The 13,262-nt window shown below is 56.2% G+C and carries 11 protein-coding genes; 8 read left to right on the top strand and 3 right to left on the bottom strand.

The annotated features are described in order from the left end of the window. Positions 1 to 69 precede the first annotated feature (69 nt). Positions 70 to 819, bottom strand: coding sequence for a precorrin-6A synthase (deacetylating) (cobF, locus tag ACN0TA_RS05610; RefSeq protein ID WP_417580653.1), 750 nt, complete (start codon positions 817 to 819; stop codon positions 70 to 72). Between the two features lie 187 nt (positions 820 to 1,006). Here cobF and ACN0TA_RS05615 point away from each other — a divergent pair, with 187 nt between their 5' ends. Together ACN0TA_RS05615 and ACN0TA_RS05620 are read left to right on the top strand one after the other, a co-directional pair. After that, the gene (locus tag ACN0TA_RS05615) at positions 1,007 to 2,113 is read left to right on the top strand and encodes a carboxynorspermidine decarboxylase (RefSeq protein WP_417580655.1); all 1,107 of its coding nucleotides are present in this window, start codon (positions 1,007 to 1,009) and stop codon (positions 2,111 to 2,113) included. Between the two features lie 72 nt (positions 2,114 to 2,185). Further along, entirely contained in the window at positions 2,186 to 3,478 is a 1,293-nt protein-coding gene (locus ACN0TA_RS05620) for a saccharopine dehydrogenase NADP-binding domain-containing protein (protein WP_417580657.1), read from the top strand. Positions 3,479 to 3,598: 120 nt separating this feature from the next. On the opposite strand, the gene ACN0TA_RS05625 is transcribed toward ACN0TA_RS05620, so the two are convergent. Beyond that, entirely contained in the window at positions 3,599 to 3,805 is a 207-nt protein-coding gene (locus tag ACN0TA_RS05625; protein WP_417580659.1) for a hypothetical protein, read from the bottom strand. 171 nt (positions 3,806 to 3,976) lie between these two features. Here ACN0TA_RS05625 and ACN0TA_RS05630 point away from each other — a divergent pair, with 171 nt between their 5' ends. After that, entirely contained in the window at positions 3,977 to 4,240 is a 264-nt protein-coding gene (locus ACN0TA_RS05630; protein ID WP_417580661.1) for a helix-turn-helix domain-containing protein, read from the top strand. Next, positions 4,195 to 4,707, top strand: a complete 513-nt coding sequence (locus ACN0TA_RS05635) for an IclR family transcriptional regulator (protein ID WP_417580663.1) — start codon at positions 4,195 to 4,197, stop codon at positions 4,705 to 4,707. The genes ACN0TA_RS05630 and ACN0TA_RS05635 overlap by 46 nt, the downstream gene beginning before the upstream one ends. A 34-nt stretch (positions 4,708 to 4,741) precedes the next feature. Here the strand turns inward: ACN0TA_RS05635 and ggt are convergent, their stop codons facing one another. Beyond that, positions 4,742 to 6,472, bottom strand: coding sequence for a gamma-glutamyltransferase (gene ggt, locus ACN0TA_RS05640; protein ID WP_417580665.1), 1,731 nt, complete (start codon positions 6,470 to 6,472; stop codon positions 4,742 to 4,744). 269 nt (positions 6,473 to 6,741) lie between these two features. Here ggt and ACN0TA_RS05645 point away from each other — a divergent pair, with 269 nt between their 5' ends. From ACN0TA_RS05645 to ACN0TA_RS05660, 4 genes are all read left to right on the top strand, one after another. After that, complete coding sequence (locus ACN0TA_RS05645) at positions 6,742 to 8,238, top strand: MDR family MFS transporter (RefSeq protein ID WP_417580667.1); 1,497 nt, start codon at positions 6,742 to 6,744, stop codon at positions 8,236 to 8,238. A 250-nt stretch (positions 8,239 to 8,488) separates the two neighbouring features. Further along, positions 8,489 to 9,709, top strand: coding sequence for an NAD-dependent epimerase/dehydratase family protein (locus ACN0TA_RS05650; protein ID WP_417580669.1), 1,221 nt, complete (start codon positions 8,489 to 8,491; stop codon positions 9,707 to 9,709). Continuing rightward, positions 9,706 to 11,361: a hypothetical protein gene (locus tag ACN0TA_RS05655; protein WP_417580671.1), complete on the top strand. Its 1,656-nt coding sequence runs from the start codon at positions 9,706 to 9,708 to the stop codon at positions 11,359 to 11,361. Before ACN0TA_RS05650 ends, ACN0TA_RS05655 begins: the two co-directional genes overlap by 4 nt. A gap of 1 nt (position 11,362) precedes the next feature. Continuing rightward, positions 11,363 to 13,198 (top strand): glycosyltransferase, encoded by a 1,836-nt coding sequence (locus ACN0TA_RS05660; RefSeq protein WP_417580673.1) that lies wholly within the window; start codon positions 11,363 to 11,365, stop codon positions 13,196 to 13,198. Positions 13,199 to 13,262 lie beyond the last annotated feature (64 nt).

Raw genomic sequence — 13,262 nt, forward strand, 5'->3', positions numbered from 1 at the left:
GTACATTGGTTGGGAACTTCAAGGAAACAATGGCTTAGTCGCGTTTATCGATTCAAAGGAAAGTGAAATCTATCGGCGTCGCAGCAAATAGATATCCATGATCCAGCCATGGCGGGCGCGTGCAGCATCCCGGGCAGTCGAAATTCTACCGCGGACAACGGAAAGCGGGCCTTCGATAAGGATCTGCTCTTCCATGCCCACATAGCCCGCCCAATAGATATGGAGCCCGTCGGGTACGATGTCGGCAAATGTCTTTTCTCCGTCAAGCATGACCACAACGGTATCCGCCCCTTCCGGCCAGCCTGCTCTTAGCTTCCGGCCAGTGGTTATTGTCACTGGGTTACCAATGGTGTTCAGCGGAATTGCAAAGGCCGCTGTCAAAGCGGCAATGGCCGTTATGCCAGGAATGACTTTAATGTCGAACTGGAGGCTGGATTTGGACCTGGCGCTATCGAGTATGCGCAAAGTGCTGTCGTAAAGACCCGGATCGCCCCAAACCAGCAGCGCGCCCGTCGCATCATCTGGCGCTTGCTGGAACATCTCCACATAGTTGTTGGCGATGAGTTCGTGCCAATCGTGAACACGCTGCGTGTAATCGCCGATGGCCTCGTTTCGAGACGATATTGGGTATTCGACAAGTCGGAACGGGCGCGAAATGTAGCGCTCGCAAATCGATTTGCGAATGGCGGCCAGCGTTGATTTCTCCTCTCCCTTGGTGGGGATGAAAATCACATCGGTCTGGTTGAGCGCAGACACAGCCTGCACGCTAAGATGCTCCGGGTTTCCAGTGCCGATGCCAATGACGAACAATTTTTTCATGGGTGCTTTAGAGCATGTGTTTTGGCTGCGGCAAAGTGAGGCTTGGCCCAGCCCAAAATTTTGTAGGCAAGGTCTTGTGTCTGCCCCGGCCAATCGTTAGATGGGGTGTCTTCCGCGTTTCATCCGGCGCGGATTTTTTTTATGCTCAGTTTCCCCGTCGGGAACCAAGGAGGTTCGAACGCAAGAATTGACGCTACAGACACCTTATTATCTGCTCGACAAATCGGTACTTCTCCGAAATCTGGAAAAAATATCGTATTTGCGTCAGGCTTCCGGCGTCAAATGCGTACTTGCGCTCAAGGCCTTCGCGACATGGTCGGTTTTCGACATCATGTCCAAGCACATGGATGGCACCACGTCGTCATCGCTGAATGAAGTGAAGCTTGGCCGGGCAAAGTTCGGCGGCGAAACCCATGCTTATTCGGTGGCCTGGGCCGACCACGAGATCGATGAAGCTATAGAAGAGTGCGACAAGATCATCTTCAATTCGGTCAACCAACTCGAGCGCTATGCTGATAAAGCACGTGCGCAGGGAAAGATGATCGGACTGCGTCTGAACCCTGGTGTATCTCACTCACATTTCATTCTTGCTGATCCGGCGCGGCCATTTTCGCGGTTGGGCGAATGGGACATGGAGCGCGTCAAACCCGTGCTCGATACGATCTCGGGCGTCATGTTTCACTTCAACTGTGAAAATGACGAGTTTGACAGCCTCGATGCTCTGCTCAAAACGATTGAAGATCGCTACGGCGATATTATGCATGGTCTGGAATGGGTTAGCCTTGGCGGCGGAATCCGTTTCACAAACGATAATTATCCGATCGACAAGCTCGCCGCGCGGCTTAGGGAAATGAGCGAGCGCTACGGCATCCAGCTCTATCTTGAGCCTGGCGAAGCCTCTGTTACAAAGTCGACCACTTTGGAAGTTTCCGTGCTGGATGTCGTCTATAACGGCAAGCACGTCGCTGTCGTTGACTCATCGACCGAAGCGCATATGCTCGATCTGTTGACTTATAGCGAATACACGAATGTAGAGCCCAATGAAGGCCCCTACACGTATATTGTCTGCGGCAAAACTTGCCTTGCCGGAGACATTTTTGGAGAGTTCCAGTTCCCCCATGAGCTCAAGGCCGGGGACCGTATTTCGTTCCTCGATGCCGGCGGCTACACAATGGTCAAGAAAAACTGGTTCAACGGGGTCCAGATGCCGTCAATCGCGGTACGTCACCTGGACGGGCAAGTGGAACTCGTCAAAGAGTTCACGTTTGAGGACTACGCGCAGAGCCTGTCGTAACCAGGGGTGAGATCCCGATTTCCGACAGCGTGCGTAGCTTGGTTCAACCTCTGAAAAGGTGTTTCGTGAAAATTGAAAAAAAACGTGCTGATTATCGGTGCTGGAGGTGTGGCGCAAGTCGTCGCCCATAAGGCTGCAATGGCGAACGACGTGCTTGGCGATATTCACATCGCATCGCGCACGCTCGATAAATGCCAGGCCATCGTTTCGAGCGTGCTCGAAAAGAAGTCCCTCAAAAAGCCCGGTGTTATCGAAGCCCATCACCTAGATGCGCTCGATATCGACGCGACCAAGGCGCTGATCGCCAAGACACGGTCGCAGATCGTCATCAATGTTGGCTCCGCCTTCATAAACATGAGCGTGCTCGAAGCGTGCATCCAGGCGGGTGTGGCCTATATCGACACAGCCATCCATGAAGAGCCAAACAAGATTTGTGAGACGCCGCCCTGGTACGGCAATTACGAATGGAAGCGGCGTGAGCGGTGCGAGAAGGCCGGTGTTACGGCAATCCTGGGCGCCGGGTTCGATCCTGGTGTCGTCAATGCCTATGCAGCGTTGGCCGTCGACGAGTATTTCGACACTGTAGACAGCATCGATATCATCGATATCAATGCCGGTTCGCACGGCAAGTACTTCGCTACGAATTTTGATCCCGAGATCAATTTCCGCGAATTTACCGGCGTGGTTTATTCCTGGCAGGACAGTCAGTGGCAGACCAACAAGATGTTTGAAGTCTCGCGCACCGACGACCTGCCGGTCGTGGGGTCGCACACTTCATATCTATCCGGCCACGACGAACTGCATTCGCTGTCGCGCAATCTCGACGTTCCCGATATCCGTTTTTGGATGGGGTTCGGCGAACACTACATCAATGTCTTTACGGTTCTCAATTCTCTGGGCCTGCTCTCTGAGCAGCCAGTCACGACTGCCGAAGGTCTTGAAGTGGTGCCGCTCAAGGTGGTCAAGGCCGTATTGCCCGATCCGTCATCACTTGCGCCCAACTATGAGGGCAAGACCTGCATCGGTGATCTGGTCAAGGGTAAGAAGGACGGCGAAGATCGTGAGATCTTCATTTATAACGTTGCCGACCACAAGCAAGCCTACAATGAGGTTGGCAGCCAGGGCATCTCCTACACTGCCGGCGTCCCCCCCGTTGCCGCGGCGATCCTTGTCGCCAAGGGCATTTGGGACTGCCACAAGATGGTCAATGTGGAAGAACTGCCGCCACAGCCCTTTTTGGGCTTGCTCAATGAAATGGGACTGACCACGTCTATTCGCGACAATGATGGCGAACGCGACCTTTCATTTGAAGGTTGGGCGCCATCTGCAGCAGCTGTCGCCGGAAAAATTGCCGGCAAGCGCTGAATGCGCCAACAGCACGATTAGGGAAGGGCTCGCTACGGCGGGCCCTTCTTTTTGGACTGAACCAAACTGCCGGGATCAGAACACGTCGTTTGCTTTCAAGCGACAGACAGGACCGCTCGATCAAGGTCGATAACAACGAGCCGGTGGCCAATGATGTCTCGGCAGCCAGATGCGCCACGCCATAGCGTCGGGCGATTCAAGGTACGCGCCAAAAGCCAGCAAGAAAAAGCTATTATAGATGAATACGGCTGCGGCTGCAGTCAGCCGTGCGGCGTCGAAGCTGCTGTACTGGCTTTCGAGCAGATCGCCGAGTAGTGGATTGGGCATTTGGGATGCCATCGCTCTTGACTGGTTGACCGGCAAAACACTCCTATTGTGGGGCATGCAGCATGACGAATGGGATCATGGTAAAGAAGTGCCGGGGGAACGATGCCATGAGTGAAATGTTGAGCAGTCCGCAGCCTCGTTCGGGCATTGTGCAATCGGTCGACAGGGCCCATGGCAATACTTGAAGTTCTCGGCCAGGACGAAGAGGGGAGCCGCTTGACCGACCTCGCGCGGCGCACCGGCCTTTCAGTCTCGACAGTTCACCGGCTGCTTACGACCCTCGAACAGCGGCGATTTGTTCAGTTCGACCGATCCGATGGCATGTGGGGCGAAGCGCGTTTTCGGTTGGGTCTGCATTCGTTCGTCAGCGGAACTTTGTTGCACCGGCTTTGCCGCTTCTGCGCAGACTGCGCGACCAGACGCGAGAAACTGTAAACCTTGGCATTGTCGATAACGCGGAAGTCGTGGTTTTGACCCAGGTCGAAAGCCGCGAAATCATGAGAGCGATCACCAAGGTTGGTGGCAGGGCGCCCATGGTGAATTCGGGAATGGGAAAAGCGATCCTTGCAAGTTATCCCGATGCTGATGTTGCAGCCGCGATTGGCCGCAGCGAACTGCGCAAGGTAACCGAGAAATCGATAACTAGCATTTCAGGGATGCTTGCGGACATCGCTGCCATTCGCAAGCGCGGATATGCGCTCGACGATGAGGAATTCGTGATCGGTCTAAGATGCGCTGCTGCGGTCGTTTACAATACACAGTCCGAAGCGCTTTGTGCGATATCGATTTCTGGTCTTGCTATGCGGGTAAGCGATGAACGCCTGCATGTCCTTGGTCGTTTGATCGCCGGTGCGGCCGAGGAGCTGACGGTAATGCTGGGCGGACAATCGCCGGCCAAGTGAACGCGGCGCACCAAACAGTGCGCCGCGCTAAGTCTCACTCGCCCATTACGACGCCTTCGCGGCGCTTGTCGGCAGCACCGATCAGACCGTCATCGGTAATGGCGATGACGTGAAGGCCCGAATTGAGGTTGGTGACATTGACCTCATGGCCAAGAGCTTCCAGACCTGACGCCAGTTCGGCAGACCCGTCGCCTTCCTCGATGTTTGTGCGGCCATTGAAATTGGTCACGTGGGGCAGGTCGATGGCGTCTTGCGGGTCCATGCCCCAATCGAGCATCGAAACCAATGAAAGCGCGGTATAGTGAATGATCGCTGCGCCACCTGGGCTGCCGGTCAGCAATACTGGGCTATCGTTTTCGAAAACGATTGTCGGCGCCATGGAGGAGCGGGGGCGTTTACCCGGCTCGACGCGATTGGCGATGGGGGCGCCATCGGCTTCCGGCGAAAATGAGAAGTCCGTCAACTCATTGTTGAGCAGATAGCCGCGTGTCATGACACGGCTGCCAAAGCCGCTCTCAATAGTTGTCGTTGCCGAAATAGCGTTGCCCTCTCCATCGACGATAACGAAGTGGGATGTTCCGGCCCGCGGCCTTTCGATATCGGATGCGAGACGTGCCTCGTCCCATCCTGGCGGTACACCGGGGGACGCTGTTCCCATGGTCGCTCCCTGGTCGATCAGTGCGCTGCGCTCTGCCAGATATGCGTCATCAAGATATCCTTCGGGGATCTCGACGAAATCGCTATCGCCTAGGTAGAGCCCGCGATCGGCAAAGGCCAGGCGAGACGCCTCAGCGAACAGATGCCGGAATTCGACCCCGTCTTCCATTGAGGGAATATCGAATGGCTCAAGTACCCCCATAATCTGGCCCACAGCCAATGCCCCTGATGAGGGGGGACCCATGCCGCACACTTCATAGCCGCGATAATCCATGCAGACAGGGGCGCGCATGACGACGTCATAGGCTTCGAAATCCTCCATAGTGAGAATGCCCGGATTGATATTGGTATTGAGCGCCGCAACAATGTCCTCGGCGATCTGGCCAGTATAAAAGGGAGCAGCTCCTTCGGAGGCAAAGAGCTTGAGCGTGTCGGCATAGGCTTGGTTGGTTAGGGTTGAGCCCTGTGCGATCGGTTCTCCGCCCGGGAGAAAATACTCAGACGTCGCTACGAATTGATCCAGACCCGTGGCACCGGCAATGGAATCCGCCATACGCTGGGTGACGGTAAAGCCGCTTTCGGCTGTATCGATCGCCGGTTGAAGCAGTTCGGCCCAATCCATTGTTCCATGATCGTCGTGAAGAGTTTCGAGGAGCATCGGCGTGCCTGGGACGCCGGCCGAGCGGCCGCCGATCACAGCGTCCATAAACTCCATGGTCTCGCCGCTATCGGTGAGCCAGTAGTCGCCATCCGCGGCCAGCGGAGCCTTTTCCCGCGCATCATAGGTGGACAGCTCACTGTTCGCAGCGTCCCAATAGAGAAGGAACGCGCCTCCTCCCAACCCCGAGCTTTGCGGCTCGACAAGCCCAAGCATCGTTTGAACCGCCACAGCCGCATCGGCCGCGGAGCCGCCCGCAGCCAGCACGTCATAGCCAGCTTGTGTGGCCAGTGGGTGTGCCGACGCTATCATGAAATCCTGTGCCATCACGGATTCGTTATCGGCAATGGCTGTCGTATCTTCAGGCTGCGGAACGTCCTGAGCCCACACAGGCACTGATGAAAGGAGTGCGGCGGAAAGCAAAATGCCGCCGTTACGTAGAAAATACATGTTGATCCTCATCCTTTGATTGGTGCGGCCCCGCTTCCCTCGAACACGCGATGCAGCCCCGGTCTCCTTGTTTGGCTGAACCAGTGGCCAGCCTTCACAGTGAAGGCCCATAAGGTCTGCGGGGCAAGTATTATTCGACCGTCATGCGCTCCAGTCATGAAAGGATTGCTTCGCGTTGCCTTGACTTTCGTTTTCAACAGGCAGAATGAACACGGCCCAAATTTGCGTGCGCGCTGGAGCGGCGGGTCCGCCAGACTAAGAGATATCCAATGTCACCGACTGATGTGAACGGCGCATCTGCGCCTCAATCGCCAATGGAAGAACCCGACAACACGGCTCGAAACCGCTTGGTTATTGGCCTGCTTCTGGTCTCGGCCTTTGTGGTGATCCTCAATGAAACCATCATGAGCGTAGCGATCCCTCATTTGATGGAGGATCTTCAGATCAGCGCCAGTGCTGCGCAATGGCTCACTTCTGCTTTCATGTTGACCATGGCCGTCGTTATTCCGATCACTGGCTATTTGTTGCAGCGACTGAACACGCGCCCAGTGTTTGTCCTGGCGATGTCGGCGTTCAGTGCCGGCACTTTGCTTTCGGGTATAGCGCCGGGCTTTGAACTCTTGTTGGTAGGTCGCATCGTTCAAGCGTGCGGCACGGCAATCATGATGCCGTTGTTGATGACCACGATAATGAACCTGGTCCCGCCAGAATCCCGGGGGCGGACCATGGGCAACATCTCGATTGTCATTTCGGTGGCGCCGGCGCTCGGGCCGACCATCGGCGGGTTCATTCTGGAGCATTTGGAATGGCGCTGGATGTTCTATCTTGTGCTGCCCATCGCGCTTGCCTCTCTGGCGCTTGGTGCCGCCAAGATTCAGAACGTTACAACTCCATCCAAGGCACCGCTTGACTTCATCTCGGTGGTCCTTGCAGCGCTTGGCTTTGGCGGATTGGTGTATGGCTTGAGCAGTCTCGGTGGCGATGCATCCCATGGCGGCGGTGCTTCAATCTTCCCCGCATGGGCGCCGGTGCTGGTTGGCCTTGTAGGTCTTGGTATGTTCGTTGCGCGCCAATTTTCTCTTCAGAAGCGCGACGCGGCTTTGCTAGATCTGCGGACGTTCAAAACGCCGGTATTCGCGGTCAGTGTCGTCATGATGGGCATTTCCATGATGGCAATGTTTGGTTCGCTCATCCTGCTGCCGATCTATATGCAGAATGTATTGGGCCTTGATGCTTCGCAGTCGGGGCTGATGCTTTTGCCGGGTGGGCTGGTCATGGGCATGATGGCCCCAATTGTGGGGCGGCTATTCGACAAGCTAGGACCCACGGTGTTGATTGTACCGGGTACAGTACTGGTCAGTGGCGTCTTGTGGGGCATGACCACGTTGGACCAATCGACCTCGATCTATTTTATACTGGCGCTCCACGTCACACTCAGCCTGGGGCTGGCACTCATGTTTACCCCGCTGTTTACGTCCAGTCTCGGCTCGCTGCCTCGCCATCTCTATTCGCATGGCAGCGCAGTGATCGGCACCATTCAGCAGGTCGCCGGGGCAGCAGGTATCGCCTTGTTCGTTTCGTTGATGACCCTACGCGCGGCCGATTTGGTCGCAGAAGGCGTGGAGGTAATACCGGCGATGTCGCAGGGTATCCAGCTCGCCTTCCTGTTTGGCGCCGTCATCTCCATGTTTGCGATCGTGGCGGCGTTCTTTATTCGCCGGCCACCACCCCAACCGATGGGTGCCGAACCGGTGCCGGGCCACTGATTGAGAAGGCGCTACCATCCGGTAGCGCCTTTTTTTTTGTTCGCAATTATTTGACGATTTGATCGCGTATGAGAACGTACCGTTCACAAAAAGCTAACTTGAGTTAAATCGCACATTTCGTATGTACCGGGTTGGTTGCGGTTAAAAGCGTGCCGTCGATGGATGTCGACGGGTCTTGGGGGGCAGCAAAAAACCGATAGAAGAATTGTAATTCGCGGAGTCGGAAGGCTTGGCGATGGAAGGCCCATCTATGTCTAAAACGGTACTTGTTCTCGGTGGCGATGGCTTTTGCGGCTGGCCCACTTCCCTTCATCTTTCCGCCAAGGGGTACCATGTTGTTATCGTCGACAATTTCGTGCGTCGACGCATTGCTGAAGACTTAGGTGCGCCCAGCCTGACGCCAATCGCCAATATCGATAAGCGTCTGGACAGCTGGAAGAAGGTGAGTGGGCATGACATCGACGTAGTAGAACTCGATGTTGCGCAGAACTACACGGAGTTACGCCGCCTCCTGGCAACGGTTAAGCCCGATGCGATCGTTCACTTCGCCGAACAGCGCGCCGCTCCATATTCCATGCGTGACGCTGCACGCAAGACGTACACCGTCGATAACAATATCAACGGCACACACAACGTCCTTGCGGCGATCGCTGAACTTCGACTCGATACCCATCTCGTTCACCTCGGGACCATGGGGGTCTACGGTTATGATGGCGACGGGCTGGAGATTCCCGAAGGCTATCTCGACGTAACCGTCGAAGGGCCGGACGGCACCCGTTATCCACGCTCGATCCTTTATCCAACAAAACCCGGCAGCATTTATCATCTGACCAAGTCCATGGATCAGTTGATGTTCCAGTTCTACGCTCGCAACGATGGCCTCAAGATCACTGACCTTCATCAGGGCATTGTGTGGGGTACGCAAACTGAAGAGACGCGCCTTGATCCTGCCCTCATCAACCGTTTTGATTATGACGGAGACTACGGTACCGTCCTCAATCGGTTCTTGATGCAGGCTGCGGCTGGGCATCCCTTGACCGTTCACGGGACTGGCGGCCAGACGCGAGCCTTCATCAACATTCAGGATACCGTTCGGTGCATCGCACTGGCACTGGGCAGCCCGCCCGCTTCGGGCGACGCCGTGCGGATCATCAATCAGGTAGCAGAGACTCATCGCGTCCGCGATTTGGCCCGCTTGGTGGCTGAACTGACCGGTGCAGAAATCGACTTCGTCGATAACCCGCGCGTCGAAGCTGCCGAGAACGACCTCGCCGTTTCTAATGCAACTTTCAAAAACCTGGGGTTGCAGCCGATAATGCTACGCGATGCCCTGCTGACCGAAACCGTCGATATTGCGCTGCGTTTTCTTGATCGTGCAAATCTGGCCACCGTTCCCGCAACGGCGCTTTGGAAAGGCCCGGTTCAGGGGGATGATCCGCTTCTTGTTGCTTCAAGGGTTGCTGCGGAATGAAGGACTTCCTGCGGCTGCTGTTTATAGCGATCCTGAGCTTTGTTATCGTAGGTGTGGCTATCGCCTATACTCGTGATAGCGACGTGCTGACGCGCTTGACATCGGCCGTAGACACCTCCGATCTCCCGAGCCTGAAGTTTTCCAAGCCCGCTCCGGATCCAGTCGAAAGCGGATCTGGAACGGAAATCTGGATCGCGCGTCCAAATGTCGATCAGTGGGTCGGGCTTGCTGGATTTCCTGATTCCGCCGAACTGAGATTTGCTTTGCCTTCGGGAGTCAAACTCTCCTCGGGGACACTCAAGATCGCGCTCGATTCGCAATTGAGCGAGGATGGTGACGGGCGCGTCACTGTGAGCCTCGACGGTATTCGTCGCGGCGAAGTCGTGCTTGATCCGGGCCGCTCGCGCCATGAAATCGAAATTGCGTTGCGTGAGGATGATTTGCTCTCGGATGCATTGATCGTCACCCTTGAGGGCCGCGGCACGACGAGTGGCGGCCAGATATGCCCCGCCGATGCGACGAACTCGGGCGCTGCCATCACCCTGAGCGCAGATAGCGGCCTGTCGCTGTTTACAGATGATCCGATTGATACCCGCGCAGTTCGTATCGCCACAATGGCCGATCCTGCTCGGATGGCATTCGGAAGCGATACCGAGTCCCAGGCGCTTGCCATTTGGGCGAGGCAGGATCTTGCCCGCAAAGGTATGGCGGTCCGCTTCGCGACCGACGATAAGGCGCCCGATCTGGTTATGGCTCAATCGGCAGGCTCGTCGCTGACCCTTGATGCAGCAGGCAGAATAGTCGTCGCAGCCGCAAACGGTACTGACGCGCTGCGCGCCGCAAGGATGTCTGGTACGGCAGCGCCCGCGCCGCGAGCTTGGCCCATTACGGTCGACCAGCTGAACGCCGAAACTTTGCTCAAGAATTTCCGAGGCTCCCGACGCTGGACGGTCCCTTACAGCCTTGCCGATCTGCCCGATGGCTTGATGCCGCGCCGTTTTGCCATTGACCTCAAAACCTCGACGCTTGCGCCGGGCAACGAGTGGGTAGTGCGCGTATCACTCAATGGTCACCTGCTAGAAACCAGGCGTTTCGATGGGCAGGGGGACACGATTTCGTTGTCGGTTGCATTGCCAGCCGATATCCAGGCACTGTCCAACGCAGTCCTTCTTGAGCTGATTGATACCAGCCCCAATGAGTCCATCTGCCGGGTCGGACCCGATGCACAGGCACAATTGTTGCCGACATCGCGATTGACGCCGCAGGGTGCTCAACCAAGCGAAGGTTGGCCCCAGATGGTGCGGGCGCTGGCCGATGACAAGATAATCGGCCTCAATGTCATGACGCCGCTATCGCAAGGTGCGGGTCGCACGGCTGCCAGCGTGCTCGGCGCGTTTTTGCCAGTCGAGAGCGAAGTGGTTTTCGGAACTGAGGCTGAGGAAGCCTCTGCGCGCATTGAACTGACCACCGTAGCAGCCCTGAAATCCGCCCTGCGTCTTGCCGGCGCGTTTAGTGCCGATACGCAGACAATCTGGCTCGTCGTGCCAAATCAAGATGTCGATCCGACCTTGATTGCCCTTTCGGACCCGCGAACCAGCGGACTCATCGAACATCTGGATGACGACGCCGCGGTTATGCTGATCGACCGATAGCATGCTCCATCGTACATCAAGTGATCACAATTACTGGTCGGTGGATAGCTCACCGGCCAAGCTGACGCGGCCACTTTCGGTCTGGGCCGCGCCGGCGCTGCTGGCAATTTTTACAGCCGTCGCTTCGACACTTCTGGCCCTGATCAATGCCGAGCCAATGGCATCGATCTTCCCAAATGGCGATGTTGTGTTTTCACCTTATCTCGGTGTTCACTCAATTCCGCTGCGGATTTTCATGGTCTCGTTCTTCGTAGCGTTTTCGGCAGTCGTCGGGGCCAGGGCGCCCCAGCGATTGCGCTTTTTTCTTGAGGTCACGCTTTACTACCTGGTGATCTGCGCAGCGTTCGACCTTGTAAACATCGCTGCCTACCGGCTGACAGGCTTTGTCTATTCGATTCACGTTGTTGAGATCCTGTCGGGCCTGTTCGGTTTCTATATTTTTTCGATCCGCCTGCTCGACCAGGGCACAATGCCGCGGCGTGCTGCGTTTGCGCCATTTAGCGTGCGCTTCAAGGCTACCTCATTTGTTATGATCGTGTTGGCTGTGGGCGTGGCGATCGGCCTGTCGCTATGGATCGATACTCTTGAGCTTCCATTGGTTGGAGATTTGCGCTCTGTCGCTCTGCTTGGCGGCACAGGGCCGGGCGTGTTCTTGTTTCTTCCCGTGCTGTTTTTCATACTCTATGTAGTTGGTACGGTTGGCGCCATGCTTCGGCGCAAGCCAGATTATGCGCCGCAAGTCACTGTGATTATACCGGCCCATAATGAGGCGCATATACTGCCTCGTACCCTGGCCGCACTTGAGGAGGCGGCAGCCCAGTATCAAGGCGATGTCCACGTACTGGTGCTTGACAACTGTTCCACCGATAACACAGCTCAAATTGCAGCCGAGAGTTTTGCGCAAATGCCGAACTTGCGCGGTCGTGTGGTCGATGTCCCAGTGCCCGGCAAATCTAACGCGCTCAATGAGGGCATCGCGCAGACCCAGACTGAGATCGTCATTCGCATCGATGCGGATACACAGGTGTCGCCTACATCGGTTCGGCGGGCAGTGCGGCATTTTTGGCGTCACGACGTCGGTGTGGTGGGCGGACTGCCAATAGCACCCGGCACTGGCAAGTTCGATAGGGCCCGAAATCTCGAAACCTTGCTCAAACATGGCTATTATCAGGTTGCCTATAGCGCTGTGAATGCAGTGGTGGGCGTTCCGGGCATGCTGGCAGTTTATCGCACCCAGGCAGTCCGGGACGTTGGCGGTTTTACCGGCGGTATGAACGGGGAAGATACCGACATGTCGCTGCGTATCGGCGAGATGGGCTATCGCGTCGTTGGCGATCCGACGATAACATACGTTTCAGAGGTGCCTGCAAGTTGGAAACACTTGCGCGAACAGCGGATGCGATGGTTCCGTTCGGTCTATCATGTCTCATCGCGCAATCGCGACTATCTTGACGGCTGGATGCCGTCAGTGCGCGGTAAAATCATATTGCCGTTCATGCTGCTAAACTCCGGCCGACGGGCAATGACCGTGCCTTTGGTGATCTTTGGCGCCCTTTACTTTTTTGCTGGATTCAATCCGCAAAGTCCTCTTACCGTACAGGCGGTATTTGCCGTGGTCATGGGCGCGCCAGCGCTGATGGCTGGCTTTGCCGCCTTGGCCAACGGGCGTGTCGGTGCATTGATCGGACTGCCTGAGTACATTCTCTTCAGACTTGTTCGATCCTACCTGACTCTGGAGTCAGTGCTCTCGATAGCTTTTGGGGAAACAGCTCTACGCGAAACGCAGCTGTTGCTCGCTCCGCCTGCATCGCAAGATAAAATGCAACCTATTTCCTAAAACGCCCGTTGGTTCATTGGGCGTATTGGTAGCCCCACCTCATCGCTTTCGCTGGGGTTGGAGA

Source organism: Pelagibacterium sp. (assembly GCF_048264985.1).
GTDB lineage: Bacteria > Pseudomonadota > Alphaproteobacteria > Rhizobiales > Devosiaceae > Pelagibacterium.

What these genes read in the sequence shown, in the direction of transcription:
- cobF (WP_417580653.1), bottom strand. Translation starts at nt 819, where the DNA reads ATGAAAAAATTGTTCGTCATTGGCATCGGCACTGGAAACCCGGAGCAT.
- ACN0TA_RS05625 (WP_417580659.1), bottom strand. Translation starts at nt 3,805, where the DNA reads ATGCCCAATCCACTACTCGGCGATCTGCTCGAAAGCCAGTACAGCAGC.
- ACN0TA_RS05630 (WP_417580661.1), top strand. Translation starts at nt 3,977, where the DNA reads ATGGCAATACTTGAAGTTCTCGGCCAGGACGAAGAGGGGAGCCGCTTG.
- ggt (WP_417580665.1), bottom strand. Translation starts at nt 6,472, where the DNA reads ATGTATTTTCTACGTAACGGCGGCATTTTGCTTTCCGCCGCACTCCTT.
- ACN0TA_RS05645 (WP_417580667.1), top strand. Translation starts at nt 6,742, where the DNA reads ATGTCACCGACTGATGTGAACGGCGCATCTGCGCCTCAATCGCCAATG.
- ACN0TA_RS05650 (WP_417580669.1), top strand. Translation starts at nt 8,489, where the DNA reads ATGTCTAAAACGGTACTTGTTCTCGGTGGCGATGGCTTTTGCGGCTGG.
- ACN0TA_RS05655 (WP_417580671.1), top strand. Translation starts at nt 9,706, where the DNA reads ATGAAGGACTTCCTGCGGCTGCTGTTTATAGCGATCCTGAGCTTTGTT.
- ACN0TA_RS05660 (WP_417580673.1), top strand. Translation starts at nt 11,363, where the DNA reads ATGCTCCATCGTACATCAAGTGATCACAATTACTGGTCGGTGGATAGC.